26 protein-coding genes, 3 pseudogenes, 1 riboswitch and 1 other annotated feature are annotated in these 25,265 nt (G+C 43.6%); of the genes and pseudogenes, 17 read left to right on the top strand and 12 right to left on the bottom strand.

Translation table 11 applies throughout. The annotated features are described in order from the left end of the window. Positions 1 to 13 precede the first annotated feature (13 nt). The 6 genes from GMD5S_RS0208445 to GMD5S_RS0208415 all read left to right on the top strand — a co-directional run bounded on the left by GMD5S_RS0208445 (position 14) and on the right by GMD5S_RS0208415 (position 5,737). Positions 14 to 742 carry an ATP-binding cassette domain-containing protein gene (locus GMD5S_RS0208445; RefSeq protein ID WP_000575227.1) on the top strand — a complete coding sequence of 243 codons (729 nt, stop codon included), beginning with the start codon at positions 14 to 16 and terminating at the stop codon, positions 740 to 742. Continuing rightward, positions 735 to 2,255: an ABC transporter permease/substrate-binding protein gene (locus tag GMD5S_RS0208440; RefSeq protein ID WP_000183019.1), complete on the top strand. Its 1,521-nt coding sequence runs from the start codon at positions 735 to 737 to the stop codon at positions 2,253 to 2,255. The genes GMD5S_RS0208445 and GMD5S_RS0208440 overlap by 8 nt, the downstream gene beginning before the upstream one ends. A gap of 489 nt (positions 2,256 to 2,744) precedes the next feature. Then, on the top strand, positions 2,745 to 3,347 hold the full coding sequence (locus GMD5S_RS0208430; RefSeq protein WP_000846126.1) for a hypothetical protein: 603 nt from the start codon (positions 2,745 to 2,747) through the stop codon (positions 3,345 to 3,347). Beyond that, entirely contained in the window at positions 3,347 to 4,138 is a 792-nt protein-coding gene (locus GMD5S_RS0208425; RefSeq protein ID WP_000130448.1) for an energy-coupling factor transporter transmembrane component T, read from the top strand. The genes GMD5S_RS0208430 and GMD5S_RS0208425 overlap by 1 nt, the downstream gene beginning before the upstream one ends. Further along, complete coding sequence (locus GMD5S_RS0208420; RefSeq protein ID WP_000343048.1) at positions 4,114 to 4,950, top strand: ABC transporter ATP-binding protein; 837 nt, start codon at positions 4,114 to 4,116, stop codon at positions 4,948 to 4,950. Before GMD5S_RS0208425 ends, GMD5S_RS0208420 begins: the two co-directional genes overlap by 25 nt. Continuing rightward, a complete protein-coding gene (locus GMD5S_RS0208415; protein WP_000103852.1) occupies positions 4,937 to 5,737 on the top strand; it encodes an energy-coupling factor ABC transporter ATP-binding protein in 801 nt (266 codons plus the stop codon). The genes GMD5S_RS0208420 and GMD5S_RS0208415 overlap by 14 nt, the downstream gene beginning before the upstream one ends. Positions 5,738 to 5,961: 224 nt before the next feature. Here the strand turns inward: GMD5S_RS0208415 and GMD5S_RS10740 are convergent, their stop codons facing one another. The 5 genes and pseudogenes from GMD5S_RS10740 to GMD5S_RS10905 all read right to left on the bottom strand — a co-directional run. Then, positions 5,962 to 6,123: a hypothetical protein gene (locus GMD5S_RS10740; protein ID WP_001062367.1), complete on the bottom strand. Its 162-nt coding sequence runs from the start codon at positions 6,121 to 6,123 to the stop codon at positions 5,962 to 5,964. Continuing rightward, positions 6,111 to 6,338 carry a hypothetical protein gene (locus GMD5S_RS0208405; protein ID WP_001152920.1) on the bottom strand — a complete coding sequence of 76 codons (228 nt, stop codon included), beginning with the start codon at positions 6,336 to 6,338 and terminating at the stop codon, positions 6,111 to 6,113. Before GMD5S_RS0208405 ends, GMD5S_RS10740 begins: the two co-directional genes overlap by 13 nt. Positions 6,339 to 6,350: 12 nt before the next feature. After that, positions 6,351 to 6,587: a hypothetical protein gene (locus tag GMD5S_RS0208400; protein WP_001287839.1), complete on the bottom strand. Its 237-nt coding sequence runs from the start codon at positions 6,585 to 6,587 to the stop codon at positions 6,351 to 6,353. After that, positions 6,580 to 6,900, bottom strand: a pseudogene (locus GMD5S_RS10910) (DNA replication protein); the annotation flags it as partial. The pseudogene GMD5S_RS10910 and the gene GMD5S_RS0208400, both read right to left, overlap by 8 nt. A gap of 24 nt (positions 6,901 to 6,924) precedes the next feature. After that, positions 6,925 to 7,275 (bottom strand): annotated as a pseudogene (locus tag GMD5S_RS10905) (IS6 family transposase); the annotation flags it as partial. A 39-nt stretch (positions 7,276 to 7,314) separates the two neighbouring features. Here GMD5S_RS10905 and pnuC point away from each other — a divergent pair. Beyond that, positions 7,315 to 7,821: pseudogene (gene pnuC / locus GMD5S_RS0208390) on the top strand (nicotinamide riboside transporter PnuC); the annotation flags it as partial. A 35-nt stretch (positions 7,822 to 7,856) separates the two neighbouring features. On the opposite strand, the gene GMD5S_RS0208385 reads toward pnuC, so the two are convergent. Continuing rightward, positions 7,857 to 8,189, bottom strand: a complete 333-nt coding sequence (locus GMD5S_RS0208385; protein WP_000958143.1) for a hypothetical protein — start codon at positions 8,187 to 8,189, stop codon at positions 7,857 to 7,859. Positions 8,190 to 8,215: 26 nt separating this feature from the next. Then, entirely contained in the window at positions 8,216 to 8,770 is a 555-nt protein-coding gene (locus tag GMD5S_RS0208380; protein WP_001126072.1) for a TetR/AcrR family transcriptional regulator, read from the bottom strand. 132 nt (positions 8,771 to 8,902) lie between these two features. On the opposite strand from GMD5S_RS0208380, the gene GMD5S_RS0208375 reads away from it, so the two are divergent. Beyond that, positions 8,903 to 9,793, top strand: a complete 891-nt coding sequence (locus GMD5S_RS0208375) for a cation diffusion facilitator family transporter (protein WP_000095931.1) — start codon at positions 8,903 to 8,905, stop codon at positions 9,791 to 9,793. Between the two features lie 35 nt (positions 9,794 to 9,828). On the opposite strand, the gene galR is transcribed toward GMD5S_RS0208375, so the two are convergent. Beyond that, entirely contained in the window at positions 9,829 to 10,833 is a 1,005-nt protein-coding gene (galR, locus tag GMD5S_RS0208370) for a DNA-binding transcriptional regulator GalR (RefSeq protein ID WP_000212493.1), read from the bottom strand. 163 nt (positions 10,834 to 10,996) lie between these two features. Here galR and GMD5S_RS0208365 point away from each other — a divergent pair, with 163 nt between their 5' ends. The 3 genes from GMD5S_RS0208365 to GMD5S_RS0208355 all read left to right on the top strand — a co-directional run bounded on the left by GMD5S_RS0208365 (position 10,997) and on the right by GMD5S_RS0208355 (position 14,149). After that, on the top strand, positions 10,997 to 12,175 hold the full coding sequence (locus GMD5S_RS0208365; RefSeq protein ID WP_000189888.1) for a galactokinase: 1,179 nt from the start codon (positions 10,997 to 10,999) through the stop codon (positions 12,173 to 12,175). An 18-nt stretch (positions 12,176 to 12,193) separates the two neighbouring features. Beyond that, the gene (locus tag GMD5S_RS0208360) at positions 12,194 to 13,675 is read left to right on the top strand and encodes a UDP-glucose--hexose-1-phosphate uridylyltransferase (protein WP_000176972.1); all 1,482 of its coding nucleotides are present in this window, start codon (positions 12,194 to 12,196) and stop codon (positions 13,673 to 13,675) included. Positions 13,676 to 13,744: 69 nt separating this feature from the next. Beyond that, entirely contained in the window at positions 13,745 to 14,149 is a 405-nt protein-coding gene (locus GMD5S_RS0208355) for a PaaI family thioesterase (RefSeq protein ID WP_000651202.1), read from the top strand. 32 nt (positions 14,150 to 14,181) lie between these two features. Here GMD5S_RS0208355 and GMD5S_RS0208350 read toward each other — a convergent pair whose 3' ends face one another. The 4 genes from GMD5S_RS0208350 to GMD5S_RS0208335 form a co-directional block, all read right to left on the bottom strand. Continuing rightward, positions 14,182 to 15,444 (bottom strand): nucleobase:cation symporter-2 family protein, encoded by a 1,263-nt coding sequence (locus GMD5S_RS0208350; RefSeq protein ID WP_001171644.1) that lies wholly within the window; start codon positions 15,442 to 15,444, stop codon positions 14,182 to 14,184. Further along, on the bottom strand, positions 15,444 to 16,025 hold the full coding sequence (locus GMD5S_RS0208345) for a xanthine phosphoribosyltransferase (protein ID WP_000770386.1): 582 nt from the start codon (positions 16,023 to 16,025) through the stop codon (positions 15,444 to 15,446). Before GMD5S_RS0208345 ends, GMD5S_RS0208350 begins: the two co-directional genes overlap by 1 nt. A gap of 431 nt (positions 16,026 to 16,456) precedes the next feature. After that, positions 16,457 to 16,552: riboswitch (purine riboswitch) on the bottom strand. 133 nt (positions 16,553 to 16,685) lie between these two features. Further along, a complete protein-coding gene (locus tag GMD5S_RS0208340; protein ID WP_000386214.1) occupies positions 16,686 to 17,072 on the bottom strand; it encodes a bleomycin resistance protein in 387 nt (128 codons plus the stop codon). Positions 17,073 to 17,083: 11 nt separating this feature from the next. After that, positions 17,084 to 17,911: an exodeoxyribonuclease III gene (locus GMD5S_RS0208335; protein WP_008293051.1), complete on the bottom strand. Its 828-nt coding sequence runs from the start codon at positions 17,909 to 17,911 to the stop codon at positions 17,084 to 17,086. A gap of 133 nt (positions 17,912 to 18,044) precedes the next feature. On the opposite strand from GMD5S_RS0208335, the gene GMD5S_RS0208330 reads away from it, so the two are divergent. From GMD5S_RS0208330 to GMD5S_RS0208305, 6 genes are all read left to right on the top strand, one after another. Beyond that, the gene (locus GMD5S_RS0208330; RefSeq protein ID WP_000675331.1) at positions 18,045 to 18,500 is read left to right on the top strand and encodes a DUF3290 family protein; all 456 of its coding nucleotides are present in this window, start codon (positions 18,045 to 18,047) and stop codon (positions 18,498 to 18,500) included. Beyond that, positions 18,497 to 19,132, top strand: coding sequence for a DUF421 domain-containing protein (locus tag GMD5S_RS0208325; protein WP_000174451.1), 636 nt, complete (start codon positions 18,497 to 18,499; stop codon positions 19,130 to 19,132). The genes GMD5S_RS0208330 and GMD5S_RS0208325 overlap by 4 nt, the downstream gene beginning before the upstream one ends. 160 nt (positions 19,133 to 19,292) lie before the next feature. Then, a complete protein-coding gene (locus GMD5S_RS0208320) occupies positions 19,293 to 21,038 on the top strand; it encodes an ABC transporter ATP-binding protein (protein ID WP_000022593.1) in 1,746 nt (581 codons plus the stop codon). Next, positions 21,028 to 22,770 (top strand): ABC transporter ATP-binding protein, encoded by a 1,743-nt coding sequence (locus GMD5S_RS0208315; protein ID WP_001180024.1) that lies wholly within the window; start codon positions 21,028 to 21,030, stop codon positions 22,768 to 22,770. The genes GMD5S_RS0208320 and GMD5S_RS0208315 overlap by 11 nt, the downstream gene beginning before the upstream one ends. Positions 22,771 to 22,953: 183 nt before the next feature. After that, complete coding sequence (locus GMD5S_RS0208310) at positions 22,954 to 23,646, top strand: sugar transferase (RefSeq protein WP_000922225.1); 693 nt, start codon at positions 22,954 to 22,956, stop codon at positions 23,644 to 23,646. 42 nt (positions 23,647 to 23,688) lie between these two features. Further along, on the top strand, positions 23,689 to 24,912 hold the full coding sequence (locus GMD5S_RS0208305; protein ID WP_001134517.1) for a DegT/DnrJ/EryC1/StrS family aminotransferase: 1,224 nt from the start codon (positions 23,689 to 23,691) through the stop codon (positions 24,910 to 24,912). Positions 24,913 to 24,958: 46 nt separating this feature from the next. Further along, positions 24,959 to 25,184 (top strand) — a binding site (T-box leader). Positions 25,185 to 25,265: the final 81 nt, after the last annotated feature.

Here is a 25,265-nt window from a genome sequence, read left to right as displayed (position 1 = left end):
TAGAGGACAAATAATGATCGAATATAAAAATGTAGCGCTACGCTATACAGAAAAAGATGTTTTGAGAGATGTCAATTTACGGATTGAGAATGGGGAGTTCATGGTTTTAGTTGGACCTTCTGGGTCCGGTAAGACGACCATGATTAAGATGATTAATCGTCTTTTGGAACCGACTGATGGAAATATTTACATGGATGGCAAGCGCATCAAAGACTATGACGAGCGGGAACTTCGTCTTTCTACTGGTTATGTTTTACAGGCCATTGCTCTGTTTCCCAATTTAACGGTTGCAGAAAATATTGCTCTCATTCCGGAGATGAAGGGCTGGACTAAGGAAGACATTGCGAAGAAAACAGAAGAGCTTTTAGCTAAGGTTGGTTTACCAGTAGCTGAGTATGGGCATCGACTTCCAAGTGAATTATCTGGTGGAGAACAGCAACGGGTGGGCATTGTCCGTGCTATGATTGGTCAGCCTAAGATTCTCCTCATGGATGAACCTTTTTCAGCCTTGGATGCTATTTCGAGAAAACAGTTGCAGGTTCTGACGAAAGAATTGCATAAAGAGTTTGGGATGACAACGATTTTTGTGACCCATGATACGGATGAAGCTTTGAAATTGGCGGACCGTATTGCTGTCTTGCAGGATGGAGAGATTCGTCAGGTGGCGAATCCTGAGACCATTTTAAAAGCGCCTGCAACAGACTTTGTAGCAGACTTGTTTGGAGGTAGTGTTCATGACTAATTTGATATCAACTTTTCAGGATCGTTTTGGTGATTGGGTAACAGCTCTATCTCAACATTTGCAGTTGTCGCTTTTGACCTTGTTGCTGGCTATTTTTATTGCAGTCCCTTTAGCGGTATTTCTTCGTTATCATGAAAAGATGGCGGATTGGGTCTTGCAGATTGCAGGAATTTTCCAGACTATCCCGTCTCTGGCCTTGTTGGGGCTCTTTATCCCCTTGATGGGAATTGGAACCTTGCCTGCTTTGACAGCACTAGTGATTTATGCGATTTTCCCGATTTTGCAAAATACCATCACTGGGCTAAAGGGAATTGATCCGAGTCTGCAAGAGGCTGGGATTGCCTTTGGGATGACCAGATGGGAGCGACTCAAGAAGTTTGAAATTCCACTTGCCATGCCTGTCATTATGTCTGGGATTCGGACGGCAGCGGTCTTGATTATCGGTACGGCGACCTTGGCGGCCTTGATTGGGGCAGGCGGACTGGGTTCCTTTATCCTTTTGGGAATTGACCGCAATAATACCAGTCTGATTTTGATTGGGGCCCTTTCTTCTGCAGTGCTTGCCATTGCCTTTAACTTCCTGCTAAAAGTGATGGAAAAAGCAAAATTGAGAACGATTTTCTCTGGTTTTGCCTTGGTGACCATATTGCTCGGTCTGTCTTATAGTCCAGCCCTCTTAGCTCAAAAAGAGAAAGAAAATTTGGTTATTGCTGGAAAATTGGGACCGGAACCAGAAATTTTGGCCAATATGTATAAACTCCTCATTGAAGAAAATACCAGTATGACTGCGACTGTTAAACCGAATTTTGGGAAAACAAGCTTCCTCTATGAAGCTCTGAAAAAAGGGGATATTGATATCTATCCTGAATTTACTGGTACGGTGACTGAAAGTTTGCTTCAACCAGCACCTAAAGTAGGTCATGAGCCAGATCAGGTTTATCAAGTGGCGCGTGATGGCATTGCCAAACAGGATCATCTGGCCTATCTCAAACCTATGTCTTATCAAAACACCTACGCTGTAGCTGTTCCGAAAAAGATTGCTCAAGAATATGGCTTGAAGACCATTTCGGACTTGAAAAAAGTGGAAGGGCAGCTGAAGGCAGGTTTTACACTCGAATTTAATGACCGTGAAGATGGCAATAAGGGCTTGCAATCAATGTATGGTCTCAATCTCAACGTAGCGACCATGGAGCCAGCTCTTCGCTATCAGGCAATTCAGTCAGGCGATATTCAAATTACGGATGCCTATTCAACCGATGCAGAGTTGGCGCGTTATGATTTGCAGGTCTTGGAAGATGACAAACAACTCTTCCCACCTTATCAAGGGGCTCCACTAATGAAAGAAGCTCTTCTCAAGAAACATCCAGAGTTGGAAACAGTTCTCAATAAATTGGCTGGTAAAATTACTGAAAGCCAGATGAGCCAGCTCAACTACCAAGTCGGTGTCGAAGGCAAGTCAGCAGAACAAGTAGCCAAAGAATTTCTACAAGAACAAGGTTTGTTGAAGAAATAGCTTGAAAATGCTAAACTCAACTTGGTTATACGCCTATACAGAAGAATGCTCAGACAATGTCGTCTGGGCTTTTTTGGTATTAGAGTTACTAAATGTCATTTAAAATGGAAAATAATACTCAATGAAAATCAAAGAGCAAACTAGGAAGCTAGCCGCAGGTTGCTCAAAGTACAGCTTTGAGGTTGTAGATAGAACTGACGAAGTCAGTAACATATATACGGTAAGGCGACGCTGACGTAGTTTGAATTTGATTTTCGAAGAGTATAAGAGAAAATTTTCAGGATTTTCTAGATTTTTACTGTAAATACACTTGACTATTCACAAAATAGGTGTATAATGTGTTGTGAACTACTTAACAAATCAGGATTTCCAGCTCATGTCGACTAAGGATGGAAATCTTGTGTATAGACAGTTCAGTAGATATATAATAGAGCGTTGCGTCCGAAAGTCTATCCAGACACGGCTCTTTAAAAACAAAAGGAGAAGATTATGAAAACAGAACCGATTCATCGTACCAGTATGTGGAAATTTAAGTTAAGTGCTGCCACCATGACTTTGATTCCCGCTGCCGTGGGGATTAACTATGTTGCCAAAGCCTTGGCGGAGGGGTTAAAGTTGCCCGTTTGGCTGGGGTCTTTGGGAACCTTTCTTACCAGCATGTTGGCTGGGCCGGTTGCCGGTGCCATTAGTGGTTTCATCAACAACGTGATCTATGGGCTGACCTTATCGCCAATTTCAACCGTGTATGCGATTACCAGCATCGGAATTGGGATTGCTGTCGGAGTTTTGCACGCCAATGGGTGGTTCTCGTCAGCGCGACGAGTATTTGTTTCTGCTATTATTATTGCCATCGTTTCAGCTGTCATTTCAACGCCACTCAACGTCATCTTTTGGGGTGGTCAGACCGGTATCGCTTGGGGTGACTCATTGTTTGCGGTAATGGTCGCCAATCATGCACCAGTGTGGCTGGCCTCATTTATCGATGAGTTTGTCTTGGATATTTTGGATAAAGTCTGCGTGGCCTACCTGGCATTCTTCATCTATCGTCAGCTGCCGAAGCGGATGGTGCACTTCTTTAGCGATGATAAATGATGACTGATAAAACATTGATTTCTGGAGCGCCACGGGTCAAGCTCAAATGGTACCAGGTGATCGATCCGATTACTAAGCTCTTGTTCATCTTGGACATGACGTTGTTGAGCTTTGCCAGTATGAATTTATTGCTTCAGGCCGGATTAATTCTTGTCGCAACACTGCTATTGTTATTTTCCAAATTGAGTTCTACCACCTTTAAGGCGCTGGGATTCAGCCTGTTTCTGATTTGCACCATGCTGATCATCCAAGGGTTATTTTACAGTCGGAATCAAACTGTGCTGTTTTCTGTGCTTGGGGTGTCGTTCTACAAAGAGGGCCTGATTTACGCCACCACTCTGGGTTGTCGAGTATTGGTGATTATTTTGACCAGTGGCTTTTTTATGGTGACCACGAGTATTTCAGAAAACGCGGCCTATTTGGAACTGTCCGGATTGTCTTATAAAACCGTCTACGTTCTGATGTCGGTGTGTTATATTTTGCCGGAAATGATGCGCAATATGCGGAAAATCCAGCAGGCACAAAAAGTTCGCGGAACCAATCCGCAAAAAACGTTGATTCAGAAATTAAAGTCAGTCCTGCCGGTTCTAATTCCATTGGTGATTAAGACCTTGGATCAATCGATGACGCGGTCGATTTCTCTCCAACTGAGAGGTTTTGATAATCTCAACCGGACTGTCAGAACCTCCCAGCGCGTGTATCGCCTGTCGCGGACGCTGCACATTGGTCTGACTGGATTGGCAATTTTATTGATTGGGTGGAAGATATGGACGAAGATAAACGGATTGTAATTGAAAATTTGACCACCCGTTATCCGGGTACTGAGCAACCACAACTGCGTCAGATTAACGCGGAGGTTCATACCGGCCAGGTGGTTGGGATTATCGGGAATAGCCACTCCGGCAAATCGACTTTGTGCCGTGTGCTGGCAGGGGTCATTCCCAAAATTGTGTCTGCTGAGATTGAGGGCGATTGGCACATGTTTGGCCAGCGAGTGTCTGACAATTGGCCCGTTTATAATGCCATGAATGGAGTTGTACTGCAAAATCCAGCTGGCCAACTAAGCGGGTTGGCAGACACGGTTGCCGATGAAATCGCCTTTGACTTGATTAATCAGGGAATGGCTGAAGGACTGATTCAAAAACGGGTTGAAGAAGTTGCCACGCAAATGGGGCTGATTGAACAGCTGAATTTGCGTCCCGAGAGCCTTTCCGGTGGTCAGATCCAGCGGTTGGCAATTGCCACGGCGATTGTGGCTAATCCGGCTGTTTTGATTATGGATGATCCGACCAGTGAGATGGATCCCCTTGGCCGCCGGCAATTTTTCCAATGGCTGGCCCAAGTCAAAGAGACGACTGTCTTCATTGTCACCAGTGAAATTGACGATTTGTGCGAAGTCGCCGACGTTGTGTGGGTGCTGCACGAGGGTCAAATGGTAGCCCAGGGCAGGCCGGGTGAGGTGTTTAATCATTTGGCAGCTGACTGGCAGATTCCAGCCCCGACAATCCAGCAACTTGCTCAAAAAATGGATTGGCACTTGGCTGATGGCCGGTATCCAGTGAATTACGCTGATCTGAAGGAGGTTCGTTATGTCCACAATTGAACTGAGCCACCTGACGTTCACTTATCCGGAACGGTCCTTTAGCTTGGATGTTGAAGACAAACACTTCGCCGATCCGATGGTGGCGATTGTCGGCCAAAATGGTGCCGGCAAATCAACGCTCTTCAAATTGTTGACGGGTTTGCTGACACCACAAACCGGTGTGATTAAGATCGATGGAGAAAATTTTAATGATCTTAAACCGGTCGAAAAGTTACTGAAGGTTGGGATTACTTTTCAGAATCCTGACGATCAGCTTTTCAACCCGACCGTTCAACGAGAGGTGGAGTGGAATGTCGCGCAGGTCATGGATGACCACGACACGATTACGAGGCGGGCTTTAGAGGCTCTAAAAAGAGTTGGCTTGGATGATAAAACAGATGAAAGTCCGTATGACCTGTCATTGTCGGAACGCAAGCTGTTGAGCGTTGCCACAGTTTTGGCAGTGGATCCGGCGATTTATTTATTTGATGAGCCGATGATGTCGCTTGATTGGGAAAGCCGGCGCAAGTTGACCGCAATTTTCCATCAGTTGGCTGATTCGGGCCACCAAGTTGTGACCATCACCCATGACATGGATTGGGTTGCCGCCGAGTTTGAGTCGGTGTATGTTATGGAACACGGGAAGTTTGGCTTCGCCGGCAGTCCACGGGAATTGTTCAGCAATCACGAACTTGTCCAGCGAGTGGGATTACTACCACCGCGGATTATGGACATAGCGGAGTCGCTGGGTGATTCACAGACATATTTATCGGTTAATGATTATTGCCAGAAAAATCGAGATGTATAGAAAAAGTCACCTCTGCGGGTTTTCCAGGTTGAAGGATTAACTTCAGCTTCTGGCAAGAACTCACATGGGTGACTTTTGTGTTTAATAACGTTTCATGATCATCGGGTGCTTCCTCAGATCACTCGGTTTGATTTTACTTTGTTTCATGGTCATAATCATATACCATTTCTTTTGGATTTTTTGTTTGACTAATACAAAATAGGTCTTCATAGGTCTTCGCATTTTTAGCGCCCATTAGGATCATCAGTATAATTTTCTGAATTAGGAGACTGTCCCATCACTATTCGAACTTCGTCTCCCAACTTACGCTGTTCCCATTCATCCGTGAACCCTTTAAATCGCAATTCTGGAACTTTCTTTTTAACTGAATCATCTATTTTCGCCATAGTCCCCACCATTTTATTGGTTTTTCTTGTTCTTCTATCCTTTTTTGATCTTTGATTTGTTCCTGTAAATTTTCCAACTTCTCTTTAAGAGCGTTCACTTCATCTTTATATTGATTGTCTAAGTGTTTGAATTCTGTTTCCTGTGAGGGCATTTTGAGGGCTTTTAAGTTATCATTTTCCGCCTTGTATTCTTCTAGTAACTTTTTATCTTGCAAGGCTAATCGTTGTTACTGGTCTAACAAATTAGTTAGTTTTTCTATTTGTTGGTCTTTGGTATTTGATTTGCTACTACTTTCTACTTTACCTAAAATTATTTTTTCTGCTTTAGAATTTATTAGATTAGACCCATTGGAACTTTTAAGCTGTAATTCTTTTGGTAACCTTTGGTAGTGATATTGAATATTTTGTTTTGTAACACTCAACTCATCCGCCAGCTCTTTGATCGTTTTTAAGTCTTCACTCATGGTTTAAGTCCTGCCTTTTAACCGTTGGTAGATATTGTTCAACGGCTTTTTTGGGGTAGCGTGCGATATTATGCTTAGAATATTCTTCACGTCTGCTGGCAACATAAGACAAGTGGTCTTTGACACTATTTAGCCCTCTTAATTCTTTCAGTTCGTCATAGAGGGGGTAAACATGGACTTGCAATCCTGCCATGATTTTTGTATCTTGCATTTCAAACGGACTTAGCAACATATTTTCTAGCAATAGCGTGGTGTACTTGCTTTTCATTGCTTCAATAGCTAGCTTATCTTCGGTTTCTGCTTTGCGTGCTTTATCTTCTTGATAGGCGGTATCTTCTAACTTATAGCTGTTATCGTCTGCTTGACGTTTCTTTCGTAACCAGATATCCAATGTTAAACCGTCCGCATCATTCGCTCGATAGAGATAATGCCAACGCCCCTTAATTTTGATATAGGTTTCATCCATTTTCCACGAATAGAAGGACTGTTTATTTTTCTTTTTCCAGAGATGATAGAGGATTTTACTGTATTCTTGAACCCACCGATAAATCGTAGTGTGACAAACATTTATTCCACGGTCATAAAGCAATTCCTGAACTTCACGATAGCTCAGATTGTAACGTAGGTAATAACCAACAGCGACAATGATGACGTCTTGTTGGAATTGTTTGCCTTTAAAATGATTCATCTCTCAAGCCTTACTAACCTTTTTTCTGCTCTTTGAGAAGCTGAAGGTCGTGCTAGTAACTACCTATTTGGTTTGATTAATTCCATCATTTATCTGGTGCTTGCCCTTCAAAAAGGCTTCTATGGTGAGGTTTTAACAACTCTCTATTTTACAATTATGCAGCCAATTGGTCTCTTGGTTTGGATTTATCAAGCCCAGTTTAAGAAAGAACAACAAGAGTTTGTCGCACGTAAACTAGACGGCAAGGGTTGGACAAAGTATCTTTCTATTAGTGTTCTTTGGTGGTTGGCCTTTGGGTTCATTTATCAGTCTATCGGAGCCAATCGTCCTTATCGCGATTCCATCACCGATGCGACCAATGGGGTTGGGCAAATCCTCATGACAGCTGTTTACCGTGAACAATGGATATTCTGGGCAGCTACCAATGTCTTTTCAATCTATCTCTAGTGGGGAGAAAGCCTGCAAATCCAAGGGAAATACCTAATTTATCTCATCAATAGTCTAGTTGGGTGGTATCAGTGGAGCAAGGCAGCAAAAAGCTCTTAAAAAAGTAAAAAAGGATCAGATGATCCTTTTTTGTGTTAGAGCAAAATGAATAATACCGTAATGATAATAGCGGTCGTTATACGAACGATGTGGTGCGAGATATGTTGTTTTTCTTTCTGTTGGCCATTCCAGTAGGCTCCATAGCAGACGATACTCGAGCCCACAATCCATAGAAGAATGGTCGCAACTGGGACGAAGTAAAAGATGGCTAGAGCCAGAGAAGTGAGGCAACTGCCGACCAAGATGCACTTATTTCCTAGACTGTAGTTCTTTTGTTTCATGGCTGAAAAAGCAGCAGCAAGGTGAAGCAATGAGAAGGCGAGAGCTAGTACAATTGTTAGTATTCCTAGAATCATCGAAGTTAACATAGTTGGTTCCTTTCTGAGTTACAGGCTTAGTTATCAAGTGGAGTTGTAGAGGTCATCTCCATTACATCAAGGTAAAATCTCACCACTTGCTCTTCGGTATAAGATTTTCCTTTTTTTAGCCACCAAGTTAGAGTCTCGATAAAGTTCGTCACAACAAAATGCTGGAGGTAGGAGGCTGGAATGTTTGGGTAGGCCTCTTGCAAGTCACCCGCCACCATGGGATAAACGTGGTGTTCGAGTTCCTTGTGTAGTTGGCGGAGGAAGTAGTCGTTTTTGGAAAAAAGGAGACTGGTGACATGGTCCTGGTTTTTCTGAAAATGTAAAAAGATATGCGCGAGGTAGTCCTCGGTAGTAAAGTGTCCTTCCCTTTCAAAGAGATGATGAAAGAGGTAGCGACAGAGCTCATCTAAAAGGAGTTCCTTACTTTCGTAATGACAGTAAAAAGTAGAACGTCCAACATCTGCTAGGTCAATGATATCCTGAACAGTAGTGGCATCATAGCCCTTATCGTTCAAAAGTTGTAAAAAAGCTTGATAGATGGCTTTTTTCGTCTTGCTGACTCGACGGTCTCTTTTTGGCATATAGACACTTGAGACAAACTGTTCAGAACTGAACAGGACTGACAGTTTGCTTCTATCCTTTCTTTGGATTTTATTAGATAATACAAATGAAAGAAGTATGTATATACCCATTATACCAAAGGAGGGAGAGAAATGAGTTCTAAAACATCTATCTGGTTAGCTTTTTTCTTAAATTTAAGCTATGCGATTGTTGAGTTTATCGCAGGAGGAATCTTTGGTTCGAGTGCAGTTCTTGCTGATTCTGTTCATGACTTGGGAGATGCTATAGCCATTGGTATCTCAGCCCTTTTAGAAACAATCTCAAACCGTGAAGAAGATAGGCAGTACACCTTGGGTTACAAACGTTTCAGCCTTTTAGGGGCCATGCTAACGGCTGTGATTCTTATGATAGGGTCTGTCCTAGTGATCTTGGAAAATGTCACAAAGATCGTTCACCCGCAACCCGTTAATGAAAATGGTATCCTCTGGCTGGGAATCATTGCAGTAGTTATCAATGTACTAGCAAGTCTGGTAGTTCGTAAAGGAAAGACAAAGAATGAGTCAATTCTTAGCTTGCATTTTTTGGAAGATACTCTTGGTTGGTTGGCTGTCATTCTAATGGCGATTATTCTTCGATTTACAGATTGGTATATCCTCGATCCACTCTTGTCGCTTATTATTTCCATCTTTATTCTGTCGAAAGCCATTCCTCGCTTTTGGAGCGCACTGAAGATTTTCCTAGATGCTGTGCCAGAAGGGGTCGAGACAAGTGATCTGGAGAAGGATATAGAGGCTCTGACCAATGTCAAAAGTGTTAACCAACTTAGCATTTGGTCCATGGACGGTCTAGAGAACAATGCTATTGTTCACATTTGTATCAAGGACTGGGAGCAGATGATGGAGACCAAAGAAGTGGTGCGTCAATGTTTAGAAGAAAGAGGCGTGCAGAATATCACTATTGAAGTGGATAGCAGTCAAAGTAATCATGCGCAACATAAGCGGAGGGTGAGAGAGTTAGAGCAGAAGCATGGGCATCATCATTAGAAAAGACGACCTCAATAAGAGGTCGTTTTGATATTCTATTCATTCCGTGTACTTTCTCTCAATGTCAGTCTGGTGCCCAGCATGGTTAGGCTAGGTATTTTGCGACCGTGTAGAACTTCCTTGTTAAGAATATCCATCCCTGCTCGGCCCATTTCTTCGGTATAGACAGTGATGCTAGAAAGGGGAGGATAGACCTGCTTAGTCAGGCTGGTGTCGTTAAAAGAAATGAGGCTGACGCGGTCTGGTAGGCTGATTCCAGCTTCTTGAAGGGCACGAAGGGCGCCGATGGCTAAACTATCGCTGGCAGCGAAAAAGGCTGGTGGGAGTTGTTCTCCTAGCTTGTGAATGGCCTCCTTCATCAAGTCATAGCCAGACTGGGCAGTAAAGCTCCCCTGAAAGACCAGTTCTTCATGGTAGATACCATTTGCTTGGGTAATGTCTTTGAAATTCTCTAGCCGCTTATCCTGGATAATTTCTTCCTGGTCGGTTGTTTCCTCAAGGCCTGTGAGAATTCCAATACGGTTCATCCCTTGGCTGAGGAAATGGTCTACAACTTGTTTCACAGCAGTGTAAAAGTCAGTGATAATACAGGTATGACCTAATGAGAGGGTATCGCTGTCTATAAAGACTAAAGGTTTTTGGTATTCTTCAAAGGCAGCAATCTGAGCTCGGCTGAACTTTCCGATGCAGAGAATGCCGATCACTTCCTCGCTTAATGTAAAAGGATGGTCGTTAAAATAGCGCAAGATATCATAGTCCAACTCTTGGGCTCTTTTTTCAATACCGAGACGAATCTGGTAGTAGTAGAGGTCGTCCAACTCCCCTTGTTCGCTGACCCATTGGATAATGGCAATCTTTTGCTTGGGCTTGTGGGATTCGCCTGTCTTGAGATGCTTGGTGTAGCCCAGCTCTTCAGCGACAGTTAAAATACGGTGTCTGGTTTCTTCTGTAACAGATAGACTCTGGTCGCGATTGAGGACACGAGATACGGTCGCGATAGAGACAGAGGCTAGCTGTGCGATGTCTTTTAAGGTAGCCATAAATCCTCCTCCTTTTAGGTTAGTATATCATATTTTTCTGCTTTTTACTGATAGTTTAGTAAAAGTTTAGTAAAAAGGATTGACCTTGGCAACTCCCTTGGATACAATAGAAGAAAACGATTACACGTTAAGGTGACTTAACGACAGTCAAAGGAGAATTTATATGACACAAGATCTTACTACTGAAGCCCTTCGCAAAGACTTTCTTGCCGTTTTTGGTCAAGAAGCAGACCAAACTTTCTTTTCACCAGGTCGTATCAATTTGATTGGTGAACACACAGACTACAACGGTGGGCACGTTTTTCCAGCTGCTATTTCCTTGGGAACCTATGGAGCGGCTCGCAAGCGTGACGACCAAGTCTTGCGTTTCTACTCAGCCAACTTTGAGGACAATGGTATCATCGAAGTGCCTCTTGCTGACCTCAAATTTGAAAAAGAGCACAGCTGGACCAACTATCCAAAAGGGGTTCTTCATTTCTTGCAAGAAGCTGGACATGTGATTGACAAAGGGTTTGATTTTTATGTTTATGGGAATATCCCAAATGGTGCAGGCTTGTCTTCATCAGCATCTTTGGAACTTTTGACAGGGGTTGTGGCAGAGCATCTCTTTGGTTTAAAACTAGACCGTTTGGATTTGGTTAAAATCGGAAAACAAACAGAAAATAACTTTATCGGAGTCAACTCTGGTATTATGGACCAGTTTGCTATCGGTATGGGAGCTGACCAACGGGCCATTTACCTGGATACCAATACGTTAGAATACGACTTGGTGCCACTTGATTTGAAGGACAATGTCGTTGTTATCATGAATACCAACAAACGTCGTGAACTGGCGGACTCTAAGTACAATGAACGCCGTGCTGAGTGTGAAAAAGCTGTCGAAGAATTGCAAGTTGCCTTGGATATTCAGACCTTGGGTGAATTGGATGAGTGGGCCTTTGACCAATACAGCTATCTGATTAAAGATGAAAATCGCTTAAAACGTGCTCGCCATGCTGTGCTTGAAAACCAACGTACCCTCAAAGCACAAGCAGCTCTTCAAGCAGGTGATTTGGAAACATTTGGTCGCTTGATGAATGCATCTCACGTTTCTCTAGAACATGACTATGAAGTAACTGGCTTGGAATTGGATACTCTTGTTCACACAGCTTGGGCTCAGGAAGGTGTTCTTGGTGCTCGTATGACAGGGGCAGGATTTGGCGGATGTGCCATTGCCTTGGTGCGAAAAGACGCTGTTGAGTCCTTTAAGGAAGCTGTAGGCAAGCACTACGAGGAAGTCGTTGGATATGCTCCTAGCTTCTATATCGCTGAAGTTGCAGGTGGCACTCGCGTCCTTGACTAGTTAAAAGGAGGCTTTATAGTGACCTTAGTAGATAAATTTGTAACACATGTTATTGCTGAAAGTTCATTTGAGGAAATGGATCGAATCTACCTAACCAATCGTGTTTTGGCGCGAGTGGGTGAAGGTGTTTTGGAAGTTGAGACTGATCTAGATAAATTGATTGACCTCAAGGACCAGCTGGTCGAGGAAGCGGTTCGATTAGAGACGATTGAGGATAATCAGGCTGCGCGTGAAATCCTCGGTTCTGAACTGATGGACTTGGTAACTCCTTGTCCAAGTCAGGTTAATCGTGACTTTTGGACAACCTATGCTCACTCTCCTGAGCAGGCGATAGGGGATTTTTACCAGCTCAGCCAGAAAAATGACTACATCAAGCTCAAGGCTATTTCTAAGAATATTGCTTATCGTGTTCCATCTGACTACGGAGAACTTGAGATCACCATCAACCTCTCTAAGCCTGAAAAGGATCCGAAAGAGATTGCAGCAGCCAAGTTGGTGCAAGCTAGCAATTATCCTCAGTGTCAGCTTTGTCTAGAGAATGAAGGCTACCATGGTCGAGTCAACCACCCAGCTCGCAGCAATCACCGCATTATCCGTTTCGAAATGGCGGGTCAGGAGTGGGGCTTCCAGTATTCGCCCTATGCTTATTTTAATGAGCACTGTATTTTCTTAGACGGTCAGCATCGACCTATGGCCATTAGTCGTCAGAGTTTTGAGCGTCTGCTGGCGATTGTAGAGCAGTTTCCTGGCTATTTTGCAGGCTCTAATGCCGACCTGCCAATTGTGGGGGGCTCTATTCTAACTCATGACCACTATCAAGGAGGCCGTCACGTATTTCCTATGGAATTGGCTCCTTTGCAAAAGACTTTCTGTTTTGCTGGTTTTGAGCAGGTCAAGGCTGGGATTGTTAAGTGGCCAATGTCAGTGCTACGTTTGACTTCAGATTCCAAGGAGGATTTGATTAACTTGGCTGACAAGATTTTACAGGAATGGCGACAGTATTCAGACCCTGAAGTCCAGATTTTAGCAGAGACAGACGGGACACCGCATCACACCATCACACCGATTGCTCGTAAACGCGATGGACAGTTTGAGTTGGACTTGGTCTTGCGGGACAATCAGACATCGCCAGAACATCCTGATGGCATCTATCATCCCCACAAGGATGTCCAACATATCAAGAAGGAAAATATCGGCTTGATTGAGGTCATGGGTTTGGCTATCCTGCCGCCACGTTTGAAAGCAGAAGTGGAACAGGTTGCTAGCTATCTTGTGGGAGATGATGATATAGTTGCCGACTATCATCAAGAATGGGCAGACCAGCTCAAAGCCCAACATCCGGACCTAGCAGATAAAGAAAAAGCCCTTGAAATCGTCAAGGACTCTGTGGGTGCTATTTTTGCACGTGTTTTGGAGGATGCAGGAGTTTACAAGCAGACGGAACAAGGACAGGCAGCTTTTATGCGTTTTGTTGAGCAGGTCGGAATTTTGCCAGACTAGGAGCTTTCTCCTTGCACAGTCCTATAAAAAGTAGTATCATAGTGTCGTTTGAACTATCAGGAGGAAACGATGAAAGATTTTCATTTTGATGCTATATCTGCCTTTGAAAATTACGAAATTGAAAAAATGAGAGATGGTCATGTTGTGGTGACGACCAAAGTGGTGGACTCGTCGCTCAACTACTATAGCAATGCCCATGGTGGCTATCTCTTCACCCTTTGTGACCAGATTAGTGGTTTGGTGGTTATCTCGCTGGGGCTTGATGGAGTGACGCTCCAGTCCTCTATCAACTACCTCAAGGCAGGAAAACTCGACGACGTGTTGACCATTAAAGGAGAATGTGTCCATCATGGACGCACAACCTGTGTCGTGGATGTGGATATCACCAATCAAGAAGGCAGAAATGTCTGCAAAGCAACCTTTACCATGTTTGTCACAGGCCAGCGGTCAGAAGACAGACAGGTAAGGATATAGATAAACAAAAAAGAGGCTCACACCTCTTTTTCTTATTTCTTCTTCCTGTTTAATACTGCATTGAGAACAATGGCTAGTAAGCTGGCTACGACAATTCCGTTTGAGAAGAACATTTGGAAGGCTGTTGGCATGCTGACAAAGAGATTACTATTGTTGAGTCCGACACCTGCAGCGATGGAGACAGCTGCGATAAGGAAGTTGTGTTCATTGTTAGCAAAGTCAACGCGGGCGAGGATTTGCATCCCTTGAAGGGAAACAAAACCAAACATCACCAGCATGGCCCCTCCAAGGACAGGGCTTGGAATGATTTGGGCGAGGGCACCAAACTTAGGAAGGAGTCCAAGGAGGACTAGGAAACCAGCTGCGTAGTAGATTGGCAGGCGGGTCTTGATACCTGACAATTTAACCAACCCAACGTTTTGTGAAAATCCTGTGTAAGGGAAGGTGTTAAAGATTCCTCCGAGAAGGACAGCTAAACCTTCTGCACGATAACCGTTGCGCAGGCGCGTGCTGTCGATTGGATCTTTCGTGATATCAGACAAGGCCAGGTAAACACCAGTCGACTCAACCATAGACACCGTTGCGATGATACACATCATGACAATAGATGAGATTTCAAAGGTTGGCATCCCAAAGTAGAGAGGAGTTGGGACATGGACAAGCGGTGCTGCCGCAACAGGGGAGAAATCAACCAAGCCCATGGAAGCAGCAATAGCAGTTCCAACGACCAACCCAATCAAAATAGAGATAGACTTGATAAATCCTTTGGTAAAGATGTTGATCAAGAGGATAATCAGAACAGTGATAGCTGCAAGCAAAAGGCTTTGACCAGTTGGCTCTGGGACATTATTTCCCATATTTCCAATAGCGACAGGAATTAAGGTCAATCCAATCGTGGTAATGACAGAGCCTGTTACGATAGATGGGAAGAGATTGGCAACTTTTGAGAAAATACCTGAAATCAGAACCACATAAATCCCTGATGCGATAAGGGCACCAAACATAGCCCCACTACCGTGACTCTGCCCAATCATAATCAAAGGAGCGACGGATTGGAAGGCAACCCCGAGAACGACTGGTAGTCCAATCCCAAAGTATTTGTTGAGTTGGAGTTGAAGGAAGGTGGCCACCCCACACATGAAGATATCTGTGGAGATTAGGTAGGTCAATTGCTCAGCTGAATAGCCCAGAGCTGTCGCAATCATGATGGGAACCAGGATGGATCCTGAGTACATGGCTAATAAGTGTTGCAAGCCAAGAACGGCTGCTTGTGAGTGTTTTTCTTGTTTTTGCATTAGAGATCTGCCTCCTTAAATACGACCTGACCATTTTCGAAACGATCCAAGCGAGCCAGTGATAGGACTGGATATCCTGCTTTTTCAAGCAAATCACGACCATCTTGGAAAGATTTTTCAATCACGATACCTATCGCTTCAACTTTTGCTCCGGCTTGTTCGATGATTTGGATCAAGCCTTTGGCCGCTTGGCCATTAGCAAGGAAATCGTCAATAATCAAGACCTTGTCCTCAGGTGAGAGGAATTTTCCAGCGATGGAAACGGTGCTGGTCACCTGCTTGGTAAAGGAGTAGACTTGGGCAGTTAAGATTCCTTCGTTCATGGTGATGTTTTTAGCTTTCTTGGCGAAAATCATGGGGACATTCAAGGCTTCTGCTGTAAAAATAGCTGGGGCAATACCTGACGCTTCAATGGTTACGACCTTGGTAATGCCAGCAGAAGCGAATTTGTCCGCAAATACCTTACCAATCTCTCGCATCAAGCTAAAGTCAACTTGATGGGTTAAAAAGGAATCCACCTTGAGGATGTTGTCACTCAAGATATGCCCATCCTCAAGGATGCGCTCTTCTAATAATTTCATAAGACCTCCTAAAGTCTAAAAGATGCTTCATTTGCTTGTCTAGATGTTTCTATAGTGATTTAGTTTGCTAATAATGTATATGTATAATACTAGTGCGAGCGAAGCGAGTTTTACTAGATATTTCCCGCTGTAGTGGTATCATATACAATAATCTTGTTATTGTATATGACGGGATTTTTGAGAGTAAAATAGTTCGGGGAACTATTTTAGCCTAAGCCTAGAAATGAAAGAGCTAGGGGCTCAAAAATTAGGGATGAAATTCCCTGGATTCCTGAAATTATCCACAGGATAATTTCACTCCCGTCCGCACTAAATAAGGGAAATATTAAAAATATTATATTTAACCTTGAAGGCTAGCCTTAGCAAAATACTAAAAAAGGACCTACTTAATCCCCTAAGTAAGTCCCCAAAATAGGCATGGCCAAAACCATACCTCAAGCTGACATACTCATTGTTAGGTGTTCCGGCACCTTGTAGAAACGTCGTGCCAATTCACGACATAAACAAGTAAAATGATATTCAATTTTAAATAGGCTACTGCCAATGTTTTTATTTTACACCAATTAGCTTTATAAATCAAATATTTTGTTAGTAAATAGATCATAAAAGCGAACGAATAAAAGGCTGCAAGGCTAGAAAGTATTGTAGCCTTTTATTCTTCTATTCGCTAAATCTTAAAAAATAACCATCAGGATCCAAAATCGCAAATTCATGGGGATATATAAAGCTATCTCCTACTCGAAATTCTCTTTTTGTGAGGGGACGATGGATAGGATAGTCAGCTTCCAGCAGTTTTTGGTGGAGCTGAGGAACATCTGCAATGCCAAAGGAAATATTGACACCGCGCCCGAAAGGATAGGTCAGCTGAGCTAATTCTTCTGCGCTTCCTTCTTCTAGCATAAGTTGGCAGTCTTCAATCGAGAGGAAGAGAAATTTCTCCTCTGGACGCTCGTATTCGACAGAGAATCCTAGCAGGTCGCAGTAGAAGTGGCGTGATTTTTCGATGTCAGATACTACAAATTCAGGAATGACAGCTTGATAGTCCATTCGTTTTCTCCTTAGAGTTTAATCTCCAAGACAATGGGTGTGTGGTCTTGGCGAGCACCTGAGTCAATCATATCAGATTTAGTGACCTTGTCTGCGAGACGGTTACTTGTGAGCCAGTAGTCGATTCTCCAGCCAGTATTGTTGATTTTAGAAGTCTTGCTGCGCTGTGCCCACCAAGTGTAGCGTTCTGGAACATCGCCGTGAATGTGGCGGAAGGTATCAGTAAATCCAGTTGCTAAAAGGTTGGTAAATCCAGCACGCTCCTCGTCGGTAAATCCTGGTGAACGGCGGTTGCTAGCAGGATTTGCAAGGTCGATCTCATTGTGTGCCACGTTGTAGTCACCGGTCGCAAGGATTGGCTTTTCTTTGTCTAGTTCAGCCAAGTACTCAGCATATTTGACATCCCAGACTTGACGTTCTTCCAAGCGTTTGAGGCCGTCGCCAGCGTTTGGAGTGTAAACTTGGGTCACGAAAAATTTATCAAATTCTAGAGTGATGATACGACCTTCCAAGTCCATGGTAGAAGGGGCACCGATTTCTGGGAAGCTGATAGTTGGTGTAAGTTCTTTCTTATAGAGGAACATGGTTCCAGCATAGCCTTTACGGGCAGGTTCTTGGGAAGAGCGCCACGTATTTTCGTAGCCTGGGAAGAGTTCTTCTAAAATTTCCAAGTGTTTCTTTGTAGGCCCCTTGGCAGAAAGCTTGGTTTCTTGGATAGCGATGATATCAGCATTTTCGGCGACCAAGGTTTGTAGTACTTCTTGGGACAATTTGGCACGAGCTGAGTCACTAGTTAGGGCAGCATTGAGGGAATCAATATTCCATGAGATGAGTTTCATAAAGTTACCTTTTTCATTCAGATTATAGATTTTATTATACCAAAAAAAGGTCCATTTCCCCAACGTATGGCTTGAAAAATCACTCTCTTTCGTTTATAATTAAGAATGATTTTATGAAAGGGAGTGAAAATAAATGAAATTTTACTCATATGACTATGTACTTAGCCAAATCAGTCAGCAAAATGGCATCATGATTGGCTTTGGAATTGTTCTCCTAGCTATCACAGGATTTTTTGCTTTTAAAGCCTATCGAGATAAAAAGGGGACTAAGTTTCGGGAATTGGTCATGATTTTGGCCTTGACCTTGGTGGCCATGCTTTTGGTGACAATCTCAAAATACCAGACCAATCAAGCCTCTAACAACCAATTTCAAACCTCCCTTCATTTCATAGAGGTTGTTTCCAAAGACTTGGGAGTGGATAAATCAGAAGTTTATGTCAATACTTCTGCAGCCACTGATGGAGCGCTTGTCAAGGTAGGTCCAAATTTCTACCGCGCCATGAACGGGAGCCAACCAGACAAGTATCTTTTAGAGAAATTAGAATTGCATCAAACAGACGCTATTGAATTGGTGGAGGTAAACAAATGACACTCAATTATATGGAAATTTTAATCAAACTGGCCTTGGGGCTCTTCTCGCTTGTTTTTGTTATCAATGTGACAGGAAAGGGTAACCTAGCACCTAACTCTGCGACAGACCAAATTCAGAACTATGTTCTTGGTGGTATCATCGGTGGGGTGATTTACAATAGTTCTATCAGCATTCTCCAGTATGCAGTGATTTTGATGATGTGGACGATTTTGGTCTTGACCCTCAAGTGGCTCAATAACAATGTTCGTTTTGTCAAACGCTTGATTGATGGAAAACCAACTCTCCTTATCAAAAATGGGCAGATTGACCCAGAAGCCTGTCGTTCAGTTGGTTTGTCTGCAGCAGAAGTTGCTCTCAAACTTCGTAGCCAAGGGATTTTCCAGATGAAACAGGTCAAATGCGCTGTGCAGGAGCAAAATGGCCAACTCATCGTGGTCCAAATGGGGGATGAAAATCCTAAGTATCCAGTTGTGACTGACGGTGTGATCCAAGTCGATGTTTTGGAATCGATTGGCCGTAGCGAAGAGTGGCTGCTTGATAATCTAAGCAAACAAGGACATGACAATGTGGCCAATATCTTTATCGCTGAGTATGACAAGGGTGCGGTCACAGTCGTAACCTATGAATAAGAAAAGCCTGGGGTCTTGTACTCTTCGAAAATCAAATTCAAACTGCGTCAACGTCGCCTTGCCGTACTCGAGTACAGCCTGCGGCTAGTTTCCTAGTTTGCTCTTTGATTTTCATTGAGTATTGGCCTCAGGTTTCTATTTGCAATCAGAAAGGGATTTTATGTCCATTATTCAAAAACTTTGGTGGTTTTTCAAGTTAGAAAAACGCCGTTATCTAGTCGGGATTGTGGCCTTGGTCTTGGTTTCCGTCCTCAACCTCATTCCACCTATGGTTATGGGGCGGGTTATTGATGCTATTACATCGGGGCAATTAACCCAGCAGGACCTCCTTCTTGACCTATTTTACTTGCTTCTTGCAGCCTTTGGGATGTACTATCTGCGCTATGTTTGGCGTATGTATATCCTTGGGACTTCTTATCGTCTGGGACAGATTATGCGGTCTCGCTTGTTTGAGCATTTCACAAAAATGCCTCCAGCCTTTTATCAGACCTATCGTACAGGGGACCTGATGGCACACGCTACAAATGATATCAATGCCTTGACGCGTCTCGCAGGGGGTGGTGTTATGTCTGCGGTGGATGCCTCGATCACGGCTTTGGTGACTTTGCTGACCATGCTTTTTAGTATTTCATGGCAAATGACCCTAGTTGCCATTTTACCCTTACCTTTCATGGCTTATGCGACCAGTCGTCTAGGGAGAAAGACCCACAAGGCCTTTGGCGAATCCCAAGCTGCCTTTTCCGAACTTAATAACAAGGTACAGGAGTCTGTATCAGGTATTAAAGTGACCAAGTCTTTCGGTTACCAGGCGGACGAGTTGAAGTCCTTTCAGGCAGTCAATGAATTGACCTTCCAGAAGAACCTGCAAACCATGAAATACGATAGTCTCTTTGACCCTATGGTTCTCTTATTTGTTGGTTCATCCTATGTGTTAACCCTCTTGGTCGGCTCCTTGATGGTTCAGGAGGGACAGATTACAGTTGGTAATCTAGTTACCTTTATCAGCTACTTGGATATGCTAGTTTGGCCTCTTATGGCCATCGGCTTCCTCTTTAATATTACCCAGCGAGGGAAGGTTTCTTACCAGAGAATTGAGGAACTTTTGTCTCAGGAATCACCTGTACAGGACCCTGAGTTTCCTTTAGATGGAATTGAAAACGGGCGCTTGCAGTATGCCGTTGATAGTTTTGCATTTGAAAATGAGGAAACACTGACAAATGTTCACTTTAGTTTGGAAAAAGGGCAAACTCTGGGATTGGTCGGGCAAACAGGCTCTGGAAAAACGTCCTTGATTAAGCTCCTCTTGCGTGAGTACGATGTGGATAAGGGAGCCATTTATCTAAACGGTCACGATATTCGCGATTATCGTCTGACAGATCTTCGTAGTCTTATGGGCTATGTTCCTCAGGATCAGTTCCTCTTTGCGACTTCGATTTTAGATAATATCCGCTTTGGCAATCCTAACTTGCCCCTTTCAGCGGTCGAGGAAGCGACTAAGCTAGCTCAAGTTTATCAAGACATTGTAGACATGCCTCAGGGATTTGAGACCATTATCGGTGAAAAGGGAGTCAGTCTTTCTGGTGGTCAAAAGCAGCGTCTGGCCATGAGTCGGGCTATGATTTTAGATCCAGATATCTTGATTTTGGATGATTCTTTGTCGGCCGTGGATGCCAAGACAGAATATGCGATCATCGACAATCTCAAGGAGACGCGGAAGGATAAGACAACTATCATCACAGCCCATCGTCTCAGTGCAGTTGTCCATGCAGATCTGATTTTGGTTCTGCAAAATGGCCAAATCATAGAACGGGGCACGCACGAAGACCTGCTAGCTTTAGATGGCTGGTATGCCCAAACCTATCAGTCTCAGCAGTTGGAAATGAAAGGAGAAGAAGATGCAGAATAAGAAAGAACAATGGGCTGTATTGAAGCGCTTGATGTCTTATCTCAAGCCCTATGGCCTCCTGACCTTTTTGGCACTCAGTTTTCTCCTCGCGACGACGGTCATTAAAAGTGTCATTCCCCTTGTGGCTTCCCACTTTATCGACCAATACCTCAGCAATCTCAATCAGTTTGCTATTACAGTATTATTAGCCTACTATGGTCTTTATATCCTGCAAACTCTGGTCCAGTATGTCGGCAATCTTCTTTTTGCACGAGTGTCTTACAGTATTGTCAGAGATATTCGTCGCGATGCCTTTGCCAATATGGAAAAACTGGGCATGTCTTATTTTGACAAGACGCCAGCAGGCTCCATCGTTTCTCGTTTGACCAATGATACTGAGACCATCAGTGATATGTTTTCGGGAATTTTATCCAGCTTTATTTCAGCAGTTTTCATCTTTCTGACAACTCTGTATACCATGTTGGTGCTGGATTTTCGTTTGACAGCTTTAGTTTTGCTCTTTCTACCCTTGATTTTCCTTTTAGTCAATCTCTATCGGAAAAAGTCAGTGAAAATCATCGAAAAAACCAGAAGTCTCTTGTCAGATATCAATAGTAAGCTGGCAGAGAATATCGAGGGAATCAGGATTATCCAGGCCTTCAACCAAGAGAATCGCCTGCAAGCAGAATTTGATGAAATCAACCAAGAACACTTGGTCTATGCCAACCGTTCTGTGGCCTTGGATGCCCTCTTTTTGAGACCTGCCATGAGTTTGCTGAAACTCCTAGGATATGCAGTCTTGATGGCCTACTTTGGTTACCGCGGGCTTTATCTGGGAATAACAGCAGGAACCATGTATGCTTTTATCCAGTACATCAATCGGCTCTTTGACCCCTTGATTGAGGTGACGCAAAACTTTTCAACCCTTCAAACTTCTATGGTCTCAGCTGGACGTGTCTTTGCCTTGATTGACGAGAGGACCTATGAACCCCTTCAAAAGGATAGCCAAGCAAAGATTACAGAAGGTAATATTCGGTTTGAGCACGTGTGTTTCTCATATGATGGAAAACACCAGATTCTAGATGATATTTCCTTTTCAGTTAAGAAGGGTGAAACCATTGCCTTTGTAGGGCATACAGGTTCGGGGAAATCTTCCATTATCAATGTCCTCATGCGCTTTTATGAATTTCAGTCAGGCCGCGTTCTCTTGGATGGTGTGGATATCAGGAACTACAGTCAGGAAGAGTTGAGAAAGAATATCGGTTTGGTCTTACAGGATCCCTTCCTCTATCACGGGACTATCAAGTCCAATATCGCCATGTACCAAGACATTAGTGATGAAGAGGTCCAGGCTGCGGCTGCCTTTGTGGATGCAGATTCCTTTATTCAGGACCTTCCGCAGGGTTATGATGCACCTGTGTCCGAGCGTGGTTCGAGCTTTTCTACTGGTCAGCGTCAGCTTCTTGCCTTTGCTAGAACAGTTGCTAGTCAGCCTAAAATCTTGATTTTGGATGAAGCGACAGCCAATATTGACTCTGAAACAGAAAGTTTGGTTCAAGATTCCCTAGCCAAGATGAGACAGGGGCGGACAACCATTGCTATTGCTCATCGTCTTTCGACCATCCAGGACGCCAACTGTATTTATGTCTTGGATAAGGGGCGCATCATCGAGAGTGGAACCCATGAGGAACTCTTGGCCTTGGGAGGAACCTATCATAAGATGTATAGCTTGCAGGCTGGGGCCATGTCCTAATACTCTTTGGAAATCTCTTCAAACCATGTCAGCTTTATTTGCAACCTCAAAGCTGCACTATGATTTTCATTGAGTATAAGAAGGAAATTCTTCAAATCACAGATTTCTTGCACCGCCTTTTCCATTTTGTGGTATAATGAAAAATGTTGACAAATAGTATAATAAAAACAAAGGAGAAACAGCATGCTGAAATGGGAAGACTTGCCCGTGGAAATGCAATCAAGCGAGGTTGAGTCTTACTACCAGCTTGTCTCTAAAAGGAAGGGTTCGCTGATTTTCAAGCGTTGCCTGGATTGGGTTCTGGCCCTGTTTTTGCTAGTTTTGACTTCTCCCATCTTTCTTATCTTGAGCATTTGGATCAAGTTGGATAGCAAGGGACCTGTCATTTACAAGCAAGAGCGCGTGACCCAGTACAACCGTCCGTTCAAGATTTGGAAGTTCCGTACTATGGTGACGGATGCGGATAAAAAAGGAAGTCTGGTGACTTCTGCTAACGACAGCCGCATTACCAAAGTGGGAAATTTCATTCGACGTGTGCGTTTGGACGAACTGCCTCAGCTGGTCAATGTCCTTAAAGGCGAAATGTCCTTTGTAGGCACACGACCTGAGGTGCCACGTTACACCGAGCAGTATAGCCCTGAAATGATGGCGACCTTGCTCTTGCCAGCAGGAATCACCTCTCCAGCCAGCATCAACTACAAGGATGAGGACACCATCATCAGTCAAATGACGGAGAAAGGCTTGTCGGTTGACCAGGCCTATGTCGAACATGTCCTTCCTGAAAAGATGCGCTATAACCTCGCCTATCTCCGAGAGTTTAGTTTCCTTGGAGACATCAAAATTATGTTTCAAACCGTGTTTGAAGTGCTAAAATAAAGTAGTCATGAGAAAATGAGTACAGATAAAAGGAGCAAATCAATGCCAAATTACAATATTCCATTTTCACCACCCGATATTACCGAAGCTGAAATTGCTGAAGTAGCGGATACCCTGCGCTCTGGTTGGATCACAACAGGTCCTAAGACAAAAGAACTGGAGCGTCGCTTGTCTCAATACACACAGACACCTAAGACTGTCTGCCTCAACTCTGCGACTGCAGCTCTTGAGTTGATTTTGCGTGTTTTGGAAGTGGGACCTGGTGATGAAGTCATCGTTCCAGCTATGACTTATACAGCTTCATGTAGTGTCATCACACACGTGGGAGCGACCCCTGTCATGGTGGATATTCAAGCAGATACTTTTGAAATGGACTATGACTTGCTTGAGCAAGCTATTACTGAGAAAACTAAGGTGATTATTCCGGTTGAGCTTGCAGGGATTGTTTGCGACTATGACCGTTTGTTCCAAGTCGTGGAGAAAAAACGTGACCTCTTTACAGCTGCTAGCAAGTGGCAAAAGGCCTTTAACCGTATCGTGATTGTCTCTGATAGTGCTCATGCTTTGGGATCTACTTACAAAGGGCAACCGGCTGGTTCGATCGCTGACTTTACTTCCTTCTCATTCCACGCTGTTAAGAACTTTACAACTGCTGAGGGAGGAAGTGCGACATGGAAAGCCAATCCAGCGATTGATGACGAAGAGATGTACAAGGAGTTCCAAATCCTTTCCCTTCACGGGCAAACTAAAGATGCTCTTGCCAAGATGCAATTGGGTTCATGGGAATACGATATCGTAACACCAGCCTACAAGTGCAACATGACGGATATCATGGCTTCGATTGGTTTGGTACAATTGGATCGTTACCCAGGTTTGCTAGAACGTCGTAAGGACATCGTGGACCGTTATGATCGTGGTTTTGCAGGTTCTCGCATTCGTCCATTGGCACACAAGACTGATAGTGTCGAATCTTCACGCCACCTCTACATCACCCATGTAGAAGGTGCTAGCCTAGAAGAACGCAATCTCATCATCCAAGAATTGGCTAAAGCAGGAATTGCAAGTAATGTACACTATAAACCGCTTCCTCTTTTGACAGCCTATAAGAATCTTGGTTTCGATATGGCAGATTATCCAAGAGCCTATGCCTTCTTTGAAAATGAAATTACGCTTCCTCTTCATACAAAATTAAGCGATGAAGAAGTTGATTACATCGTTCAGACTTTGGTGAGAATTTCCGAAGAAATCCTCGGTTCTGGAAAATAATCATAAAAAAATCTTGACAAAAAGCGGACAATAGCATATAATATTCTCAACAAATCAGAAAAGTAACTATTTTTGATCTTCAGGGAGCCTGTGGTGATTGTGAACAGGTGGTTGGAAGTAGTGAAAGTGGGCTGATTTTAAAAATGAATTTGAAACAATGAAAATTCGGTGCGCACACCTTACAGTGCAACTTGTTGTTAGACAAGACAGAGATGTAAAGGGGAATAGTCCCTTTATAATTGAGGTGGCACCGCGTTACCAACGCCCTCACACGGATTGATTTCTGTGTGTGGGCTTTTTTCTTTCGGTCATTTTGTTTATCTTTTATTAGGACGTTAAGTCGCTTTGATGAA

The sequence above is a fragment of the Streptococcus sp. GMD5S genome, from assembly GCF_000298715.2.
GTDB lineage: Bacteria > Bacillota > Bacilli > Lactobacillales > Streptococcaceae > Streptococcus.
This window is presented reverse-complemented; position numbering and strand designations above follow the sequence as displayed.